The sequence below is a fragment of the Luteimonas sp. Soil_C_5 genome (genome assembly GCF_057656615.1).
Map to the genome: position 1 here is coordinate 22632 of NZ_JBDGKA010000004.1, position 19603 is coordinate 42234.

Annotated in this window: 19 protein-coding genes and 1 pseudogene; 12 read left to right on the forward strand and 8 right to left on the reverse strand. The window is 69.4% G+C overall.

Annotation, left to right across the window (positions count from 1 at the left end; genetic code table 11):
- Nucleotides 1–107 precede the first annotated feature (107 nt).
- The 3 genes from AC3A5K_RS11955 to AC3A5K_RS11965 all read right to left on the reverse strand — a co-directional run bounded on the left by AC3A5K_RS11955 (nucleotide 108) and on the right by AC3A5K_RS11965 (nucleotide 3473).
- A complete protein-coding gene (locus AC3A5K_RS11955; protein WP_487617764.1) occupies nucleotides 108–539 on the reverse strand; it encodes a PepSY domain-containing protein in 432 nt (143 codons plus the stop codon).
- 104 nt (nucleotides 540–643) lie between these two features.
- Complete coding sequence (locus AC3A5K_RS11960; protein ID WP_487617765.1) at nucleotides 644–2083, reverse strand: UdgX family uracil-DNA binding protein; 1440 nt, start codon at nucleotides 2081–2083, stop codon at nucleotides 644–646.
- Nucleotides 2084–2192: 109 nt separating this feature from the next.
- Entirely contained in the window at nucleotides 2193–3473 is a 1281-nt protein-coding gene (locus tag AC3A5K_RS11965; RefSeq protein WP_487617766.1) for a putative DNA modification/repair radical SAM protein, read from the reverse strand.
- Between the two features lie 121 nt (nucleotides 3474–3594).
- Here AC3A5K_RS11965 and AC3A5K_RS11970 point away from each other — a divergent pair, with 121 nt between their 5' ends.
- The 5 genes from AC3A5K_RS11970 to AC3A5K_RS11990 all read left to right on the forward strand — a co-directional run bounded on the left by AC3A5K_RS11970 (nucleotide 3595) and on the right by AC3A5K_RS11990 (nucleotide 8320).
- Nucleotides 3595–4443 carry a cytochrome c oxidase subunit II gene (locus AC3A5K_RS11970; RefSeq protein WP_487617767.1) on the forward strand — a complete coding sequence of 283 codons (849 nt, stop codon included), beginning with the start codon at nucleotides 3595–3597 and terminating at the stop codon, nucleotides 4441–4443.
- On the forward strand, nucleotides 4440–6980 hold the full coding sequence (ctaD, locus tag AC3A5K_RS11975) for a cytochrome c oxidase subunit I (RefSeq protein WP_487617768.1): 2541 nt from the start codon (nucleotides 4440–4442) through the stop codon (nucleotides 6978–6980). The genes AC3A5K_RS11970 and ctaD overlap by 4 nt, the downstream gene beginning before the upstream one ends.
- The gene (locus tag AC3A5K_RS11980) at nucleotides 6977–7351 is read left to right on the forward strand and encodes a hypothetical protein (RefSeq protein ID WP_487617769.1); all 375 of its coding nucleotides are present in this window, start codon (nucleotides 6977–6979) and stop codon (nucleotides 7349–7351) included. Before ctaD ends, AC3A5K_RS11980 begins: the two co-directional genes overlap by 4 nt.
- A gap of 15 nt (nucleotides 7352–7366) precedes the next feature.
- A complete protein-coding gene (locus AC3A5K_RS11985) occupies nucleotides 7367–7906 on the forward strand; it encodes a DUF2231 domain-containing protein (RefSeq protein WP_487617770.1) in 540 nt (179 codons plus the stop codon).
- A 162-nt stretch (nucleotides 7907–8068) separates the two neighbouring features.
- A complete protein-coding gene (locus AC3A5K_RS11990) occupies nucleotides 8069–8320 on the forward strand; it encodes a hypothetical protein (protein ID WP_487617771.1) in 252 nt (83 codons plus the stop codon).
- Nucleotides 8321–8769: 449 nt separating this feature from the next.
- Here AC3A5K_RS11990 and AC3A5K_RS11995 read toward each other — a convergent pair whose 3' ends face one another.
- Complete coding sequence (locus AC3A5K_RS11995; RefSeq protein ID WP_487617772.1) at nucleotides 8770–9291, reverse strand: CopD family protein; 522 nt, start codon at nucleotides 9289–9291, stop codon at nucleotides 8770–8772.
- Nucleotides 9292–9394: 103 nt separating this feature from the next.
- Here AC3A5K_RS11995 and AC3A5K_RS12000 point away from each other — a divergent pair, with 103 nt between their 5' ends.
- The 5 genes from AC3A5K_RS12000 (at nucleotide 9395) to AC3A5K_RS12020 (ending at nucleotide 14454) form a co-directional block, all read left to right on the forward strand.
- Complete coding sequence (locus AC3A5K_RS12000; protein WP_487617773.1) at nucleotides 9395–10291, forward strand: cytochrome c oxidase assembly protein; 897 nt, start codon at nucleotides 9395–9397, stop codon at nucleotides 10289–10291.
- A gap of 85 nt (nucleotides 10292–10376) precedes the next feature.
- Nucleotides 10377–11543, forward strand: a complete 1167-nt coding sequence (locus AC3A5K_RS12005; RefSeq protein WP_487617774.1) for a mechanosensitive ion channel family protein — start codon at nucleotides 10377–10379, stop codon at nucleotides 11541–11543.
- Between the two features lie 28 nt (nucleotides 11544–11571).
- On the forward strand, nucleotides 11572–12567 hold the full coding sequence (locus AC3A5K_RS12010) for an aldo/keto reductase (protein WP_487617775.1): 996 nt from the start codon (nucleotides 11572–11574) through the stop codon (nucleotides 12565–12567).
- Between the two features lie 21 nt (nucleotides 12568–12588).
- Complete coding sequence (locus AC3A5K_RS12015) at nucleotides 12589–13314, forward strand: glycosyltransferase (protein WP_487617776.1); 726 nt, start codon at nucleotides 12589–12591, stop codon at nucleotides 13312–13314.
- Nucleotides 13315–13383: 69 nt separating this feature from the next.
- On the forward strand, nucleotides 13384–14454 hold the full coding sequence (locus tag AC3A5K_RS12020; protein WP_487617777.1) for an endonuclease/exonuclease/phosphatase family protein: 1071 nt from the start codon (nucleotides 13384–13386) through the stop codon (nucleotides 14452–14454).
- Nucleotides 14455–14480: 26 nt separating this feature from the next.
- Here the strand turns inward: AC3A5K_RS12020 and AC3A5K_RS12025 are convergent, their stop codons facing one another.
- The 4 genes and pseudogenes from AC3A5K_RS12025 to AC3A5K_RS12040 form a co-directional block, all read right to left on the reverse strand.
- Nucleotides 14481–14825 (reverse strand): hypothetical protein, encoded by a 345-nt coding sequence (locus AC3A5K_RS12025; RefSeq protein ID WP_487617778.1) that lies wholly within the window; start codon nucleotides 14823–14825, stop codon nucleotides 14481–14483.
- A 91-nt stretch (nucleotides 14826–14916) separates the two neighbouring features.
- Nucleotides 14917–15474 (reverse strand): DUF6630 family protein, encoded by a 558-nt coding sequence (locus AC3A5K_RS12030; protein WP_487617779.1) that lies wholly within the window; start codon nucleotides 15472–15474, stop codon nucleotides 14917–14919.
- Between the two features lie 418 nt (nucleotides 15475–15892).
- Nucleotides 15893–16399 (reverse strand): annotated as a pseudogene (locus tag AC3A5K_RS12035) (pyridoxamine 5'-phosphate oxidase family protein); the annotation flags it as partial.
- A 73-nt stretch (nucleotides 16400–16472) separates the two neighbouring features.
- A complete protein-coding gene (locus tag AC3A5K_RS12040) occupies nucleotides 16473–17684 on the reverse strand; it encodes an MFS transporter (RefSeq protein WP_487617780.1) in 1212 nt (403 codons plus the stop codon).
- A 166-nt stretch (nucleotides 17685–17850) separates the two neighbouring features.
- Between AC3A5K_RS12040 and AC3A5K_RS12045 the strand changes: the two genes are divergently transcribed.
- Both AC3A5K_RS12045 and AC3A5K_RS12050 read left to right on the forward strand, forming a co-directional pair.
- Nucleotides 17851–18462 carry a flavodoxin family protein gene (locus tag AC3A5K_RS12045; protein ID WP_487617781.1) on the forward strand — a complete coding sequence of 204 codons (612 nt, stop codon included), beginning with the start codon at nucleotides 17851–17853 and terminating at the stop codon, nucleotides 18460–18462.
- 334 nt (nucleotides 18463–18796) lie between these two features.
- Nucleotides 18797–19603, forward strand: a complete 807-nt coding sequence (locus AC3A5K_RS12050) for a DUF72 domain-containing protein (RefSeq protein ID WP_487617782.1) — start codon at nucleotides 18797–18799, stop codon at nucleotides 19601–19603.

A 19603-nucleotide genomic window follows, 5' to 3' on the forward strand; every position in this document is an offset into this window, starting at 1 on the left:
CCACGCTGTGACGTGCTGACGCCTGCGCGATCGGCCTGACGCTGGATGCAAAAAGGCCCGGCATGCGCCGGGCCTTTCGCGTGTGCCGCAGTGGCGGTGTTACGGAATCAGTCGCGGGTCTGGCTGACGATACGACCGTCCTGCGGGTCCAGCTTCAGGTCCATGCGCTGGCCCTGGGCGTTGTCGGCCTCGGCCTCCCACATGCCGTCGTCGAACTTGACGTCTTCGATGCGGGTGAAGCCCTCGGCGGTCAGCTTGGCGCGGATGTCGGCTTCGCCGAGGCTGGTCGCGCCGGCATTGTCCGGATAGATGCGGCCCGTCGCGGGATCCAGGCGCACGTCGATCTTGCTGCCATTGGCATCCTTGACGTCGGCCTTCCAGACGCCGTCCTTGAATTCGACATCGGTGATCTCGGTGTAACCGCCTTCGGTCAGCGCGGCGCGCACCTGGGTGCTCGTCATCGCGTCCTGCGCAACGGCAGCGCCGGCGGCCAGGGACAGGGCCAGCACCAGGCCACGGACAGCAGTCGACTGCTTCATCGGGAGACTCCTTGCATTTGGGGTGCGGCGAGTCTTGGCGGGCTGCCGCGAAGCAGGAGTGAACGGTGCAGCGCCCCGTTCAGCCAGAACGCGCCCGCAGCGCGTCAGGCCTCGACCAGCCGACGCAGATCGTCGACGAAGCCTGCATAGGCGACCGCCTGGGCCGCGGCTTCGCCCTGCCGCAGCACCCACGAGGGATGCACGGTGGCGAACGCGCGTACGCCGTCTTCGCGGGTCCGCCAGATACCGCGTTCCTCGCTCAGCCGTACGCCCGGCCCGAACACCGCGCGCGCAGCGCTGGCGCCGAGGCAGACGATGCGCTCGGGCTTCACCTGCGCGATCTCGGCCTGCAGCCAGCCGTTGCAGGCGGTGATGTGGGCAACGTCGGGCCGCTTGTGCAGGCGGCGCTTGCCGCGCGGTTCGAAACGGAAATGCTTGACCGCATTGGTGAGGTAGAGCGCGCGGCGATCGATGCCCAGTTCGTCCAGCGCACGTGTGAACAGGCGCCCCGCAGGTCCGACGAAGGGACGTCCGGACAGGTCCTCCTCGTCGCCCGGCTGCTCGCCGACGATCATCGTGCGCGCATCGGCCGGGCCCTCGCCGAACACGATCTGCGTGGCCGGCTGCCACAGCGGACACCGCCGGCAGTCGCGCGCCGATTCGCGCAGGGCCTCGAGCGTGCCGGCCTCGACCGGCGCCGCTGCCGGCGCTGCGGGAATACGGCGACGCGGCGCTTCGTGCGCGCGCTCGGCCATCTCGCGCACGCGCAGGCCGGCGTCGCGCACCAGATCCGGCAACAGCGCGGTCTCGGGCAGATGCTTCCAGTATTTCTGCGGCATCTCGGCGCGCATCATCGTGGTGTTGAGCCGCGCCGGATTGAAGATATTGGCGTAGTAGGTGCGCCACAGGTCCTCGCGCGCATCTTCCGACGGCGCATCGGCGCGCGTGCCGCCCGCGGCGAACACCAGCGTCTGCCCGTCCCACAGCGCACTGCGGTACGGGGTGACGATCGCCCAGCGCATGCCGGCGAAGCGGCGCGCGAAGAACGGCGCCACGCGATCGACGATCCAGTGGTCGGGCTCGAACCAGGCGACGTATTCCTCGTCGGCGCCCGGCACGGCGCGAAAGCGCACGAAGGCCTTCATCTTGTGCGCGTCGCGCCGCACCGCCTGCGCGAGGGTATTGGCGCGATGCACGTCGGGATCCGAGGCGCGCTGCAGCAGCGCGCGTTCGCCTTCGGCAATGCGCCAGAGCATGCGATAGAGCAGGCCGTGACGATCCACCGCGCGATGGCACAACGCCGCGCCGGCCAGTGCCAGGAATTCGGCCGGCACGTTGGGCACGGCACGCGTCGCCGGCAGCAGGGCGAGATCGGTGCCGCCCAGCAACGAGCCCTGCGCGCCGCCCGACCAGTCGATGCGCTCCGGCGACACGCCCGCCCGCAGGGCCGCACGTGCGGCAGCGCGCCACACGCCCGCATCCCAGGGCGGTTCGACCTCGGCGATCACATGCGCCGCAGGCGCGGGATTCGACGCACGTGGCATGTGCGCGCCTAGCGGAGAACAACCGCGACGGATGCGCCGTTCGCGGCCGTGCCCACGGGGAGCAGCACCACATCGCACCTCGACTGGATGGCGCCGCGTCTCCGCGACATCAGAACAGGCTCGCCTGGCGCGGCTGCGGCGCCAGCTCGGCGCGCAGACGCGCCGGATCGTCCAGCCGCTGACGCGGGTGGTGCCCCGGTGTGGTGACGAAGGGCATGATCTTCTTCAGCGGCACGCGCAGCCGTGCGAGGTCGTCGAGGCGCAGCGCGCCATGCGGGCGCGCGGAGAGGATGCGCTCGACGTTGCGCGTGCCCAGGCCCGGCACGCGCAGCAGCATCTCGCGCGGCGCGCGGTTGATGTCCACCGGAAAACGCGCCGGATTGCGCAGCGCCCAGGCCAGCTTGGGATCGACATCGAGATCGAGCATGCCCGGCGTGTCGGCATCGATGTCTTCCGTACCGGCCGCGTCGGGGGTGATTTCATCGACATCGAAGCCGTAGAAACGCAGCAGCCAGTCGGCCTGATACAGCCGGTGCTCGCGCAGCAGCGGCGGCGATTGCAGCGGCAGGTTCTTCGATGCATCGGGAATCGGACTGAAGGCCGAGTAGTACACCCGCCGCATCCGGTAGGTGCCGTACATGCGGTTGCTGGTTTCCAGGATGCTGCGGTCGTTGGCCGAATCGGCGCCGACGATCATCTGCGTACTCTGCCCCGCCGGTGCGAAGCGCGGCGCCTTCGCGCGGCGCACGGTCACGCCCTGGCGCTTGACCCGGCGCGCATCCTTGTCCTCGTCGATGCGCCACTTGAGTTCGCCCATCGCGCCGTGGATGCCGGCGTGGGTCTTCTCCGGCGCCAGCGCGGTCATGCCGGCCTCGGTCGGCAGCTCGATGTTGATGCTCAGGCGGTCGGCGTAGCGGCCGGCCGCGGCCAGCAGTTCCGGCGCGGCATCGGGAATCGTCTTGAGGTGGATGTAGCCGGCGAAGCGGTGGTCCTCGCGCAGGCTGCGCGCGACCTCGACCATCTGCTCCATCGTGTAGTCGCCGCTGCGGATGATGCCGCTGGAGAGGAACAGACCTTCGATGTAGTTGCGCTTGTAGAAATCCAGCGTCAGCGTCACGACCTCTTCGGGCGTGAAGCGCGCACGGCGCACGTTGCTCGATACGCGGTTGACGCAGTACGCGCAGTCGAACACGCAGAAATTGGTCAGCAGGATCTTCAGCAGCGACACGCAGCGGCCGTCGGGCGTGTACGAATGGCAGATGCCCATGCCCTCGGTACTGCCGATGCCGCCGGTCTTCGACGAGTCGCGTTTGTTCGCGCCGCTCGACGCGCAGGAGGCGTCGTACTTGGCGGCGTCGGCGAGGATCGCGAGCTTTTCGGTCAGATTCACGCGTGCACGGTGGCGGATCGATGTCTCAGCGCGTGAGACTGCGCCGGCCCCGCGCTGAATGCCGTGATGGAGACGCGTTATCGCGACGCATTCACATTCCGTGGCCGTCACGATCGGTAGCGTGCGCGCCTGGCCTGTCGACCGGCGGCCTGCAGCACGCGGACCTTGGGGCGGCACGATCATCGACATCCGGACACGACACCGCCGCGCTGGCAGCGCCCTCTTCGCCACGTTGGTGGTCACGCTGGCCGGCTGCGCCGGGCCGCAATCGACGCTGTCGCCGGCCGGCCCTGCCGCCGCCGAAATCGCACGCGGCGGCTGGCTGATGACCGGCATCTTCACCGTGGTGTGGCTGGGCGTGATGCTGCTGCTGTGGCGCGTGCTGCGCCGGCGCACCGGTGGCACCGCACCGCAGCGTCCGGAACGCCTGATCCTGTGGGGCGGCGTGGTCCTGCCGACCGTGGTCGTGGCCGCGCTGCTGGTCTACGGCAGCCTGACCAGCGCACGCATCACCGGCGTCGGCGTCGAGCCCGACGCGGTGGTCGAAGTCACCGCGCGCCAGTGGCAGTGGCACTTCCGCTACCGCGATGCCGACGGCCGCGTGATCGGCGAGAGCATCGACGAACTGGCGATGCCGCGCGGCCGCATGATCGAATTCCGGATCACCAGCGACGACGTCATCCACAGCTTCTGGATTCCGCGCCTGGGCGGCAAGATCGATGCGATTCCCGGCCGCGTGAACACCCTGCGCCTGCGCGCCGACCGCGACGTGCCGATGCGCGGCCAGTGCGCCGAATTCTGTGGCCTGGAACACGCGCGCATGCTGTTTCCGGTGCGCGTGATCGAGGCCGACGCGCTGGACGAATGGCTGGCCGCGCGCCCGCCCGCGCCCGCAGACGAGCCGCCCTCGTCCGGCGCACCTGCCGGACGCGCGCCGCCGCGTCATGGCGCTTCGGAGAATGTGCTGTGAGTACCGTCGCGCCCGACCACGTCAATCCCACGCCCGGCGACCAGCTGCGCCACGCCGACCGCATCGCCCTGCTCGAGCGCGTGTGGGCCAATGGTCGCGGCCTGGTCGGCCAGCTGACCGCGGTCAACCACACGACGATCGCGCTGCGCTTCATCGTCACCGGTCTCGGCTTCCTGCTGATCGGCGGCATGCTGTCGATGTTCATCCGCCTGCAGCTGGCGTGGCCGGGCCTCAACGTGCTCGACCCGGAGCGCTACGCGCAGTTCGTGACCATGCACGGCACGACGATGATGTTCCTGTTCGCGGTGCCGATCATGGAAGGCTTCGCGATGTATCTCATCCCGAAGATGCTCGGCACGCGCGATCTGCCGTTCCCGCGCCTGTCGGCGTTCGGTTGGTGGTGTTATCTGTTCGGCGGCCTGTTCCTGTATTCGAGTTTCATCTTCGGCAGCGTGCCGGACGGCGGCTGGTTCATGTACACGCCGCTGACCGATGCGACGTATTCGCCGGGCAAGGGTGCGGATTTCTGGCTGATCGGCGTGACCTTCGCCGAGATCGCGGCAGTGACCGCGGCGGTCGAGCTGATCGTCGCGATCCTGATCACCCGCGCGCCGGGCATGGATCTCACCCGCATGCCGCTGTTCGCGTGGGCGGTGCTGGTGACCGCCTTCATGATCGCGTTCGGCTTTCCGCCGCTGATCCTCGCCAGCCTGCTGCTGGAGATCCAGCGCGCGTTCGATTTCGCGTTCTTCGAGGTCGGCCGCGGCGGCGATCCACTGTTGTGGCAGCACCTGTTCTGGCTGTTCGGCCACCCCGAGGTCTACATCATCTTCCTGCCCGCCGCGGGCGTGGTGTCGACGATCATCCCGACCTTCGCGCGCCGGCCGATGATCGGCTACACCTGGATCGTGCTGGCGCTGGTGGCGACCGGCTTCCTGAGTTTCGGCCTGTGGGTGCACCACATGTTCGCGGTCGGCATTCCGTTGCTGGCGCTGGCGTTCTTCAGCGCGGCCAGCATGATGGTGGCGATCCCGACCGGCATCCAGATCTTCGCGTGGATCGCCACGCTGTGGGCCGGCAAACCCTGGCTGCGGGTGCCGATGCTGCACATCATCGGATTCTTCGTGACCTTCGTCTGCGGCGGACTGACCGGGGTGATGCTGGCCTTCGTGCCCTTCGACTGGCAGGCCCACGACACCCACTTCGTCGTCGCGCATCTGCACTACGTGCTGATCGGCGGGATGATGTTCCCGATGTTCGCCGGCCTGTATTACTGGCTGCCGCTGGCGAGCGGGCGCATGCCGTCCGAATCGCTGAGCCGCAGCGCGTTCTGGCTGGTGTTCATCGGCTTCAACCTGACCTTCCTGCCGATGCACATCACCGGCCTGGCCGGTCTGCCGCGACGCGTGGACACCTATGCGCTGGAACTCGGCGTGCAGTGGCTCAACCTGCTGTCGACCGCGGCCGGGTTCGTGCTGGCGGTGGGCATCATCGCGATCCTGATCGACGTGGCGCTGTGCTTCGTGCTCGGCCGCCGCCAGGCCGAGAATCCATGGCAGGCCGGCACGCTGGAATGGGCGTTACCGCACCCGGCGCCGAAGTACAACTTCGCCTCGATTCCGGTGGTCGACGACCGTTATCCGCTGTGGCGCGATCCCGGCATCGTGGCCGCCACCCGCCGCACCGACGGCCTGCTCGGCGATGCGCACGGCGGACACCGGTGGATCCTCGGCACCGGCATCCAGTCCGCGCAGCCCGAGCAGGTCATCAAGTTGTCGGTGTCGACCTGGTATCCGCTGCTGGCGGCGCTGGTGATCGCGGTGCTGCTCGGCGGCTTCATCACCTCGCAGTACTGGCTGTCGATCCTGATGCTGGTGCCGCTGATCGGCCTGTTCCTGCGCTGGCTGTGGACGGTCAACGACCGCCACCTGCCGATCGAACTCGAGGTCGCGCCCGGCCTGCGCCTGCCGACCCAGGCGGCGGCGAAGAACGCGCCCGGCTGGTGGGCGCTGGTGGGCACGCTGCTGATCGACGGTTCGCTGTTCGCGTCGCTGGTGTTCGCCTATTTCTACCTGTGGCTCAACGCCCCGGCCTGGCCGGCCGGCGGCGCGACCGTCGCGGCGTGGACGCCGACGCTGGTCGCGCTCGCCCTGCTGGCGGTACCGCTGCTGGCCGCCTGGCGCGGACCGGCGGCCCTGCGTGCAGCCAAGCCGCGACTGGCGATCGCCTGGCAGCTTGCGGCGATCGTCGCCGGCGCGCTGTTCCTGTGCGTGCACCTGCCCGCGATCTGGGCCGCGACCGGCCTGCCGCAGGTCCACGCCTATGCATCGGTGGTGTGGACGCTCGCCGGCTTCCAGGCCCTGCATGTCGCGATCGCCATGCTGATCGGCGGCTTCGTCGCGATGCGCATCTACCGGGGACACGTCGATGCGGTGCGCAGTCTCGAATCGCGGATCGCCGCCGGCTTCTGGCGTTACGTCGTCGGCCAGGGTGCGATCGCCTGGGCGGTGCTGCACCTGATTCCGAGGTGGCTGTGAGCACGCCTGTCCAGATCAGCCTGACCCGCATGTGCGCGCCGCTGATCGTGTGGGCGGTGCACTTCGTCACGGTCTACAGCCTGCAGGGCATCGCCTGCGCCCAGCAGGTCTGGCGTACGCGGATCGCCGGCATGGAGAGCGTGACCTGGGCGCTGTGGGCGGTGACCGCCGCCGCGTTGCTGCTCATCGCCTACGAAGGCCTGCGCGCGAAGCGCATCCACCGCGCCTGGCGCGCGCATGCCGAAGATGGCCGCGCCGCGCCGGACCGGCAGCGCTTCATCGCCCTTCTGAGCCTGCTGGTCGCGATCGTCGCGGCCGTAGGCGTGACCTTCACTGTGGTGCCCGTGGCACTGCTGCCGACCTGCGCCTGAGGCGCCAAGGGACCCATGCGCAAGGATCTGAAACAACCCGTCCCGGACACCCAGAGCCACACCGTGGAGAGCGTGCTGGCGATCGCCAAGCATCCGATCCATCCGATGCTGGTGACGTTTCCGATCGCCTTCCTGTCGATGGTCGTGGTGACCGACGTCCTGTACCTGTGGCTCGGCGCCCCGTTCTGGGCCGAACTCTCGTTCTGGTTCAACGTCGGCGGCCTGGGCTTCGGCGTGCTGGCGGGTGTCGTCGGAACGATCGACATGATGTCGATCCGCGTGGTCCGCCGGCACGTCTCGGCCTGGAACCACTTCATCGTCGCGGTGATGGTGCTGGCGATGGCCGCCCTCGGCGTGTGGCTGCGCCTGCCCGATCCTGTGGCTGCGGTGTGGCCGTGGGGCCTGATGTCGTCGGCGGTCATGGCCCTGCTGGTCGGCGTCGCCGGCTGGCTGGGCGGCACGCTGAGCTTCCGCCATGGCATCGGTGTGTATGGCGACGAGGAAACCGAGGCGGCGAGTGGGCGGGATGCGGTGGAGAAGCCGCCGGCGGAGTGATGGGCGGTCGCGGCGCAGCGCTTGTTTGCGTCTGCAGTTGCTCCACACCGCGAGGGCATAGATGGCCGCTTCTGCCGCCTTCTCTTTTCAGCCGCACCCGCACCCGCACCCGCACCCGCACCCGCACCCGCAGTTTCAACTGCGATCACGCCTGCGTTCTCCATGGGCCTGATGTTGCTGTTGCTGTTGCATTGCCGGAAGAACCAAGCGCCTACGCACCTTCCAGACCCGAAGGGCGCCGCACATGGATGTGCGGCGTTTTTCGATCGAGCCATGGATGGCGAGTCGAAAAATCCCGGAACAAGTGAATTGCCGGATGTGCTCCGTCGGGGAGACGTTTTTCTTTGGTTCCGTTTCTTTTGTCGTCCGACAAAAGAAATGAACTCGGCCGCGCCAGCGGACGAAAGCGTTTGAGGCCGCGTCGGCATCGCCTGCGGCGTGCGGGTGTAGAGGCAAGGCTTCCACTCGCCTGCCGGCGAGCGGGTCCCTTTTCTTTGCTGGCCCAAAGAAAAGTAACCAAAAGAAAGGGCCTATGCCCCGACGAAGCAGCCCCACGCGGGAAGGCGTTCCGGGATTTTCCGACTCGGCATCCTGCCTCGGTCGGAAAACGCCGCACGTCCATGTGCGGCGCCCTTCGGGTCTGGATGCAATCCGGCTAATTCGCGTCTGCGCAACGCCAAAGCCAAAGCCAAAGCGAACAGCAGACAGCAGACAGCAGACAGCAGACAGCAGACAGCGAACAGCGAACAGCGAACAGCGAACAGCGAACAGCGAACAGCGAGCAGCGAGAGCGTCGCGCCGCCTAAGTTGCGATGAGGGAATCAGGCATCACGAGACAAAGAGCGCGACGCGGCTGCGCCCCGCTAAGTCCCCGGCAATTCGAGCGGCGGCAACTCGCCGCCCTCCTCCAACCCCGGCACCAGCTCCTCCGCATCCGCCGCCCCCGAAGGCGGCGCTGGCAGATTGCCGAGCGTCAACGGCTTCGCTCCGGTAATCCCCGCAATGGTCAGCAGCAGTACCAGCGGCACCCAGCCGATGACGCGATAGAACGTCGGCCCGTGGTGGTCGCGGTCATGGCCCAGTTCGTAGAGCAGCAGGCCGAAATACAGATGCAGCAGCACCGCAGCCGCGACCACGACCAGCTTGAGCACCAGCCACGCGCCCGCGGGATTCCAGGCGATCAGGATGCCGCCGAAGGTGATCGTCAGCAGCGCCGCCGGGGTCATGATCCGGAAGAACAGCGTGTTCGCGACCGGATTCCAGAACACCGGATCGGCGTCGATCTCGCCGCGATGACGCGCAACGAACAGCCGCGGCAGGAAGAACAGGCCGGCGAACCAGACGGTCATCGCGAGGATGTGCAGCACCTTGAGCCAGAAATACACCGCGCCACCTGCATCAGAACGATGTGCGAGGGTACGCGGAGGCGGATCAAGCCCGTGTGCCCATCGCGTGCAGCGACGTGCGCGGCGCGCTAGGGTGCCCGCCATGCGATTGCCTGCCCGCCTGTCCTGCCTGCTGCTGACCACGGCCGCCCTGCCCGCCGCCGCGGCATTGCCCGAAGGGCCGCCGCCGACGCTGGCCACCGCCTGGACGCCGACGGCCTGGTCGCTGCTGCCGCTGGCGGTCCTCGCGCTGGTCTATGCAGTTGGCCTGACGCGCCTGCGCCGTGCACCGGAATCGCACGGCGACCTCACCCCGCGCCACGTGGCGGCATTCGCCGGCGGCCTGCTGGCCCTGGTACTGGCCCTCGTCTGGCCGCTGGATGCCTTCGGCGCGTACGCGCTGTCGGCGCACGTGGCCCAGCACATGACCCTGCTCGCGCTGGCGCCGCCCTTGCTGCTGAGCGGACGTCTCGCGCAGGTGTCGTGCGCGGCGTGGCCGCGTGCAGGGGCCGACCGGTTGCAGGCCTGGCTGCGTCCGCTGGCCCCGCTCGCGCAGTCGCTGTCGCTGGCGACGGTCGCGCATGTCGCGACGATGCTGCTGTGGCATCTGCCGGGCGCGACGGCGGCGACGCTGGCGAGCGAGCCGGTGCATCGCATGATGCTCGCGAGCATTCTGCTGGCCGGACTCTGGTTCTGGTCGGCGGTCTGGCATCGACGCAGCACCGATGCGGGCGCGGTCGGTGGGCTGGTCGCGCTGGTGACCGTGATGATGTCGATGGGGTTTCTCGGCGCGCTGCTGACGTTCGCGCCGCGCCTGCTGTATCCGACCTTCACCGACCGCGCTCTGCTGGTCGGTCTGGATCCGCTGCGCGACCAGCAGCTCGCCGGCCTGCTGATGTGGGTCGTCAGTGGCGCGCCGCATCTGGTGGTGGGCCTGTCGCTGGTGATCGCGCTGATGCGCCGCGTGCGTGGCGCCGCGGAGTCACCGGCACTGCGCTGATCACCGGAAGCCGTCGCACGGTCCACATGCCCTCGACCTGCCGCAGTGCACCATCGGCCGTCCCCATCGAACACTGGAGACGTGCATGGTCTGGGACTGGAACATGCTGCTGGCCACGATCTGGCCGCTGGCGGTCGCCCTGCTGCTCGGCGTGATGCTGCATCTGGGCCTGCGCGCACTGGCCCGGACCGCGGGCCGCCATGCACGCGAACACCTGCGCGCCCGCATCGCCTACGTGGTCGCGGTACCCGCCGCGATCGCGCTGCCGCTGCTGTTTCTGGCGATCGCGTTGAATGCGACGCCGCTGGATCCGGTGATCATCGGCACCCTGCGCCACTGGATCGCGATCGGCGGCATGTTGTGCCTGACCTGGCTGGCGGCGCGCGTGATCGGCGCGGTCGAGGATCGCGTGCTGCTCGATCATCCGGTCGACGTGGAGGACAACCTCGCCGCGCGCCGCGTGCATACCCAGACCCGCGTGATCAGCCGCGTGCTGCAGGGCGCCGTGGTGCTGGTCGGCGTCGCGCTGGCGCTGATGACGTTTCCGCAGGTGCGCCAGGTCGGCACCGCGATGCTGGCTTCGGCCGGCATCATCGGCCTGATCGCCGGCGTCGCCGCGCAGCCGGTGTTCGGCAATCTGATCGCCGGTCTGCAGATCGCGCTGGCACAGCCGATCCGGCTCGACGACGTGGTGATCGTCGAAGGCGAGTGGGGCCGCATCGAGGAGATCACCTCGACGTATGTGGTGGTGCGCATCTGGGACGAGCGGCGCCTCGTCGTGCCGCTGCAGTGGTTCATCTCCAATCCCTTCCAGAACTGGACGCGCAGCAGCGCGCAGCTGCTGGGCACGGCGTTCCTGTGGCTGGATCACCGCGCACCGATGGAGGCGATCCGCACGGAACTGCAGCGCCTGTGCGACGCCAGTCCGCAGTGGGACCAGCGCGTCTGCGTGGCCCAAGTGACCGAGACCGACCGCCACACCATCGAGGTGCGCCTGCTGGTCAGCGCGCGCAATTCCGGCGATCTGTTCGACCTGCGCTGCGCGGTACGCGAAGGCATGCTCGCCTTCCTGCACGCGCACCATCCCGACGCGCTGCCGCGGGTGCGCAACGAGGTCAGTGCACTCGATGACGCGTCCACGCGCGCCGCAGGCGATCACGGCGGCGGACGGTCCGACACCCGTTCACCGGGTGCGGAAACCGTCAGCGCGGCCGACGTCGACGCCGGCTTCCCACGCCAGCCCGCACAGTGAGCCACCTTCTGTTCGACGGAGTCACCCGATGAAGACCCGCACCCTCGGCCTCGGCGGCCCCACCGTTTCGGCCATCGGCCTGGGCTGCATGGGCATGAGCGCGTTCTACGGCGGCCGCGGCAGCGATGCCGATGCGATCGCGGTCATCCGCCATGCGCTCGACCAGGGCCTGACCCTGCTCGACACCGCCGACATGTACGGCCCGCACATCAACGAGGAACTGGTCGGCCGTGCGATCGACGGCCGCCGCGACGATGTGTTCCTGGCGACCAAGTTCGGCATCCAGCTTGATCCGTCGAACCCGGACGCGCGCGGCATCGACGGCCGCCCGGAATACGTCATCGCCGCCTGCGAGGCCAGCCTCAAGCGCCTGCAGGTGGAGACGATCGACCTGTACTACCAGCACCGCGTGGATCCGCAGGTGCCGATCGAGGACACCGTGGGTGCGATGGCGCGCCTGGTCGAGCAGGGCAAGGTGCGTCATCTCGGCCTGTCGGAAGCCTCGGCCGATACGCTGCGCCGTGCCTGCGCGGTGCATCCGATCGCCGCGCTGCAGAGCGAGTACTCGCTGTGGTCGCGCGAACCCGAGACCACGGGCACGCTCGCGGCCTGCCGCGAACTCGGCGTCGGCTTCGTCGCCTATTCGCCGCTCGGCCGCGGCTTCCTCACCGGCACGATCCGCACCGTCGACGATTTCGACGAGGACGACTACCGTCGCCGCTCGCCGCGCTTCCAGGGCGAGAACTTCGACCGCAACCTCGCGCTGGTGGAACAGGTCCAGGCGATCGCCCAGGACTACGGGGTGACGCCGGGCCAGCTGGCGCTGGCCTGGGTGCTCGGCCAGGGCGAGGACGTCGTGCCGATCCCGGGCACCAAGCGCATCGGTTTCCTCGACGAGAACATCGCCGCGCTCGACATCCACATGACCGAAGACGACCTCGCGCGCATCGACGCGATCTTTCCGCCCGATGCCGCGGCCGGCACGCGCTATCCCGCGGCCGGCATGGGCGCGCTGAACCGCTGACGCCCAGCGCAGCGCAGACCCATGCTCACGCCGCCGCAGGTCGCGTTCGTCATTCCGGCCTGGAACGAGTCCGCATGCCTGCCGCCGACGCTGGACGCGTTGCGGCAGGCGATTACCGATGCGGGCGTGGATGCCGAAACGGTGGTCGTCGACGACGCGTCCACCGACGACACCGCGGCGCTGGCCGTCGCCGGCGGCGCGCGGCTGGTACAGGTCGCGCACCGGCAGATCGGGGCGACCCGCAATGCCGGCGCCGCGGCCAGTACCGCGCCCTGGCTGGTGTTCGTGGATGCCGACACCCGCGTCGACGCGACGCTGCTGCGCGCGGCGATGGCGGTGCTGGCAGCGGGCGCCGCAGGGGGCGGCTGTCTTGTGCAACTGGAAGGGCCGCGACCCTGGCACCTCCGGCTGGGCGTGCGGCTGGTCGGGCTGGCGTTCCGGCGCACCGGCATCGCGCCGGGCTGTTTCCTGTTCTGTACGCGCGCCGCGTTCGATGCCGTGGGCGGGTTCGACACCACGTGGTACGCCGGCGAGGATGTCGCGATGAGCCGCGCCCTGGCCGGCGTCGGGCGCATCGTGATCCTGCGCGAAGCGGTGCAGACCTCGGGCCGCAAGCTCGCGCACACGTCGCCGTGGCAGCAGCTGCGCATGTTGCTGCGCTTCGCCTGGCGCGGCCGCGACATGCTGCGCAACCGCGAGGCACTGCAACTCTGGTACGGCGGCCCGGATGGGCGACCGCCGCGCTGAACCCAGCGCATTCACGCGGAATCGGCAGCCGGTTTCCGATAGTGCCGCCTCCTCTGCGCCGGCACGTTCATGCTCACCACCATCTTCGCCATCGTCACCGGGCTGCTGGTCATCGCAACCCTGGTGCCGATGATCCGCAGCGGCGCCTGGTGGATCCGCGGTTTCGATTTCCCGCGCCTGCAGCTGCTGGTGCTGTCGGCGGTGGTGCTGGTGGCGCACCTGTCGCTGCATCCGCTCGACGACGCATGGACGGTGGCGATCGTGGCCGCGAACACCGCCTGCATGCTGTGGCAGGCGTGGTGGATCCTGCCCTACACCCGCGTGTTCCGGACCGAAGTGGAAGACGCCGCCGACGCCGGCGCGCCGCGCATCCGCCTGATGACCAGCAACGTGCTGATGCACAACCGCGATGCCGACCGGCTGCTCGCGCTGGTGCGCACGCACACGCCCGACGTGCTGATCGCGCTGGAAACCGACCACTGGTGGGAAAGCCAGCTGGATACGCTGCAGGACGCGATGCCGCATGTGATCCGCTGTCCGCTCGACAATCTCTACGGCATGCACGTCTATTCGCGCCTGCCGCTGCACGCGCCGAAGATTCGCTATCTGGTCGAGGACGACATTCCCTCGATGCATGCCACGCTGGAACTCGATGGCCAGCGCATCGCCTTGCACGCCCTGCATCCGCGGCCGCCCAGCCCGACCGAATCCGACAGCTCGGAGGAACGCGACGCCGAGCTGGTACTGGTCGGCCAGGCGGCGAAACGCTCGCGCATTCCGGTGATCGTCGCCGGCGATCTCAACGACGTCGCCTGGTCACGCACCACCCGTCTGTTCCGCAAGGTCAGCGGTCTGCTCGATCCGCGCATCGGCCGCGGCATGTTCAATACCTTCCACGCCCGTCTGCCCGGCCTACGCTGGCCGCTGGACCATCTGTTCCACAGCAGGCACTTCGCGCTGGTGGGCATGCAGCGGCTGCCGGACATGGGCTCGGATCATTTCCCGATCCTGGTCGAGCTGGCACTGGCGCCGGGCGAAAACGAGGCCGACGCCGGGCTGGATGTCGACGCCGAAGCCCGGGAGGATGCGGAAGCCGCGCTGGACGGCACGCAGACGCGCGAGGCGCCGGTCCCGAACTGATACCGCGACCGCGGATGCGCCGCCGCTCAGCGATCGAGCCGCGCCCGCAGATCCCGCAGGTCGCGCTTGGCGACATCGCGCAGCGTGCGCTCCCGCCAGGCGTCAGCATCGTCGCCTTCGGCCAGGCGGCGCTCGTACTCGGGCTGGATCTGCGCCATGCGCAGATCGCGGATACGCCGGTATTCCGCGCGCAGCGCGGACATGCGGCGGATCGGCCGGTCGCGGTCGATGGGCTGCAGCCACGGCGCCTGCTCGTGCGCCGATGAATACGCCGGCTCGGTGACAGCGGCGTCCACCTGGTCGCTGGCGCATACGGCGCCGATGCTGCCGCACAGCGCCGCCAGCAGCAGCGCGCAGCGCCGTGCAGGCATTGTCTGACTCGCGTCCATCGCACCCTCCCATTGCGGAGACGGACGCGCACACGCTACCAGCGTCAGGCGACGTGCGCGTGCACGCGGCGTGTCAGCCGCTGGCGGGGCGCAGGTCCAGACCGAGCGCGTGCCCGACCAGACGCATGCCTTCGTCGTCGTCGCGCTGCGCGACCACGCCGGCCACCGTCGCGTCGCCCGGATCCCAGGTCCAGATGGTGTAGCCCTCGATGCGCAGCTGGTCGTCGGCCACGCCGATCAGTGCGCCGGGCGACATACCCGCGAGCTGCGCGGTGTCGGTGGGATCTTCGAGGTTCCAGTCGATCTCCACGCGGAAGCGCCCGGCCAGTGTGTTCAGCGCATCGATCAGCGTGACCGGATCGTCCTCGTGCACGCGGAAGCTGGCGCGCCAGTCGGTGGCGTCGAGCAGTGCGGCGACTTCGGTGTCCAGGTCCTCGTCGCCGGGACGCGCATCCTGCCAGTCGCGGAACTGCTGCTGCGCCGCATCCTCGTCGCCGGGATTGACCAGCAGCAACCACTGCCAGGCGAGCGCTTCGATGTCGGCGTCGTCGTCGAGCTCCTGCGACTCGCCCGGCTCGCTGGCGGCGAAGTTGTCGTCGGGATCGAAGTCGTCGTGATCGGGCAGGTGCATGGCGGCGTGTCGGATGCGGCGGGGCGTGCAGTGTGCCGTTAAAGCACCGGACGGCGCAGCCTTCCGGCGCGCCTCGCATGCCCCGCCTTCAGTCGCGCGTGCAGCGAAGGCGCAGCACCCGGACATGGAACGGCCCGCTTTGTGCGGGCCGTTCGTGTTGCATCCGCTGCGCCGGGGCGCACGGCCCTCAGCGGGCGGTCGTCTTCTTCGCGGCCTTGCGGGTCGCCGATTTCTTCGTGGCAGTAGCGGTCCTGGGCGCGGCCTTCTTCGCAGGCGTTTTCGCTGTCGCGCCTGCAGTCTTGCCGGCGGGTTTGCGGGCGGCCTGCTTGCCGGCAGCGACCGACTTGCGCGCGGGCGCCTTGCCGCTGCTGCGCGCATCGGCGTGGCTCGGCGGCAGCGTCGAGGTCTTGCGCCCGGGGCGCAGGTCGACGATGCGGTTCTCGCCCATTACCTCCTCGCGCTTGGTCACCCGCGCGACCGCGAATGCGAAGGCCTTGGAGATCAGCGAGCCGGGACCGTCCCAGAATTCCGCGGTGCGCACCGCGACTTCGATCAGCGTGAGCTTGGGATCGTGCACACCGCGCGGGAAATACGCTTTCAGCGCGTCGTTCCAGAAGGCCTCGATCTTCACCGGATCGTTGTTGACGTAGGCGTCGCCGGCCATCGAGACGTAGGTGTTGCGGCCCTTCGAGGCGTAGGCCAGGTTGACCTTGGAATCGCGCGCGATCTCGGCCACCTTCGGGCTGTCGGAGGCGACGAAGAACCAGACCCTCTCGCCGTCGAACTGGGCCTTCTGCGTCGACAGCGGCCGGCTGACCAGATAGCCGTCCTTGCCGACGGTGGTGAACATCGTGACGTCGATGTCCTCGATCAGTTTCGCGATCGTCTGCGCGTCATCCCCGGCCTTGCTCTTTCGCGTTGCCATCTCGCACTCCACATGTGGATTCGACGGCCAGTGTCGATGCGCTTCCGGCTGCCGTGCGTGAAGGCGTGGCGCGTCAGCCGACGGCGTCCGCCGTGCGCAGACGACGCGCATCGCGGCGTGCCCACACGTAGAGCGCCAGGCCTGCGGCCGCGGTGGCCGCGCCGACGTAGCCGGTCGCGGTCCAGCCGAGTCCAGCGCCGATCGCGATGCCGCCGAGCCACGGACCCAGTGCATTGGCGGTGTTGAAGGCGGCGTGGTTCGAGGCGGCCGCGAGCGTCTGCGCATCGCCGGCGACATCCATCAGCCGCGCCTGCAGCACCGGTGCCAGCGCGCCCATCGTGCCCAGTGCGACCACGGCGGGCAGGATCGACCACGGCGACTGCGCAGCCAGCGGGAACACCAGCAGCACCGCCAGCGACCACGTCAGGATCACCGCGACGGCGCGGAACTGCAGCCGGTCGAACAACCAGCCGCCGGCGAGATTGCCGACGATGGCGCCGACGCCGAACGCCGCCAGCGCGACCGGGATCCAGCCTTCGGCCACGCCGGTCACCGCGACCAGCGTCGGCGCGAGATAGCTGAAGACGCAGAACATGCCGGCGAAGCCGACCGCGCCGATCGCCAGCGCGAACCAGACCTGCGACCGGTTGAACGCGCGCAGCTCGCGCATCGGCGTCTGTCCGGGCTCGGCCGGCGTGGACACCAGCAGCCGCCAGACCCAGGCGGCGGTCAGCAGCGACAACACCGACACCAGGGCGAAGGTCCAGCGCCAGCTCGACAGCTGGCCCAGCCACGTCGCCATCGGATTGCCGACGAGGATCGCGACCGACAGGCCCAGCAGCACCCGGCTGACCGCGGTGCCGCGCTGCCCGGGCGGACTGATCGACGCCGCCACCAGCATCGCCACGCCGAAGTAGGCGCCATGCGGCAGGCCGGCGACGAAGCGGGCGAGCAGCATCGTCGGATAGTCCGGCGCCAGCGCCGTGCCCAGGTTGCCGAGCGCATAGAACCCCATCAGCGCGATCAGCAAGGTGCGCCGGGGCCAGGACGCGCCCAGGATCGCCAGCAGCGGCGCGCCGATCACCACGCCCAGCGCGTAGCTGCTGATCATGTGGCCGACCTGCGGCTCGCTGACGTCGAAGGCGCGGACCAGCTCCGGCATCAGGCCCATCATCGCGAACTCGCTGGTGCCGATCGCGAACCCGCCCAGTGCGAGCACGAACAGGATCCAGCCGGCGGTACGGCGCGGCAGCGGGATCGGGGTCGTGGGGGCGGGCGTGGACATGTCGGGCTCGGCGTGGGCGTGCAACGGCGCATTATTGTGCATTGCAGCAAAATGCAGCCGGAACGGGGGTCTGCGACCTGCCGGCCTGGACCGCCTCCGACGACGACGGCGCGTGGACGCGGGCCGGTCGACAGTCGCGGTCCACACCGCCTGCGTGGACATGTCGATGCCTCTGACCGCCTTCGGCCTCAACTGCACCCTCAAGCCCGGCGATGCCGCATCGTCGACCCAGCGCATGCTCGACCTCGTGCTGGAAGCGCTGGCACGGCACGACGTCCGCACCGGCAGTCTGCGGGTCGCGGACTTCGACGTCCGGCCCGGCGTCAGCGCCGACGAGGGCGATGGCGACCAGTGGCCCACGCTGCGCCAGCGGATCATGGATGCCGAAATCCTCGTGCTGGCGACGCCGATCTGGATGGGCCACCCCTCGAGCATCGCCCAGCGCGTGCTGGAGCGCCTGGATGCGGTGCTGGGCGAAATCGGCGACGACGGCCGCTATCCGACCTTCGGCAGGATCGCGATCCCGGCCGTGGTCGGCAACGAGGACGGTGCGCACCACGTACATGCCCAGCTGTGCCAGGGCCTGGTGGACGTGGGCTTCACCGTGCCCGGCGGGTCGCCGCCGTACTGGGTGGGCGAAGCGATGGGCAGCACGGATTTCAAGGATCTGAAGACCACGCCGGACAAGGTGGACGACACCATCCGCACGATCGCCAGCAATGCCGCCCATCTCGCACGGCTGCTGCAGGCGCACCCCTACCCGCCGATCCGGGACTGAACGCGCGCGGTAGCGGCGCCTGCCTGACGCGTCGCTGGCACGCAGACGCCGGCGTCACTGGAAATTGACCGAGCCGTGTCGTCCGCCTTGCGGATCGGCCGGGCGAGGCTGCACGAAAACCGGCGTCGTCGCTGACGGTGTGCAGCCGTGATCCGGAATCGCTCCGGTCGCAGTGAAGAGAGTTCGCCTCGAAGGCGGCAGGCCGGGTGACGCACGACGGCTGCTCGGCAGCCGCAGCTGCGCAGCGATGCAGGCGCCGCACCGTCGCGATCACGCGAACCGACGACCGGTTCCGCTATCAGCAGGGCTCCTGTCCCCGGATCAACCTGCTGCCATGACGTCCGCGCCGCCACCGGACACCGCACTGCGCATCGGCTGCGCCGGCTGGTCCATCGCCGCGCGCGATGCCGGCCTGTTCGGGCCCGGCGGCAGTGCACTGGCCCGCTACGCGACCCGCTTCGCGTGCGTGGAGATCAATTCGTCCTTCTACCGCCCGCACCGGCCGGCAACTTATGCCCGCTGGGCCGCCAGCGTGCCGCCCGGCTTCCGGTTCTCGGTCAAGCTGCCGCGCACGATCACCCACGACGCACGCCTGCGCGGCTGCGGCCCGGCGCTGGACGCGTTTCTCGAAGGTCCGCTGGCGCTGGGCGATGCGCTGGGCTGCCTGCTGGTGCAACTGCCGCCGTCGCTGGCCTACGACGCACGCACGGCCGGCGGCTTCCTGCGCATGCTCCGGCGTCGCTGGCACGGCGATATCGCCTGCGAACCGCGGCATGCGAGCTGGTGCGCCCCCGCTGCCGACGCGATGCTGCAACGACTGCGCGTGGCGCGGGTCGCCGCCGATCCGGCGCGCCTCGGTGACGATGCGCGTCCGGGCGGCGCCGCGTCGCCTGCCTACTGGCGTCTGCACGGCGCGCCGCGCATCTATTACGACGCCTACGACGCCGAAGCGCTGCAACGCATCGCGCATGCGGTCGCCGCGCATGCGTCGGCCCGGCGCTGGGTGATCTTCGACAACACCGCGGCGGGACACGCGGTGCCCAACGCCGTCGCACTGCAGACCATCACGGCGTCCTCATCCCCCCGCGACAACCGCCTGTGGCAGGATGCCGCGTTCCGCCGTGTCCCCACCGACTGTTGA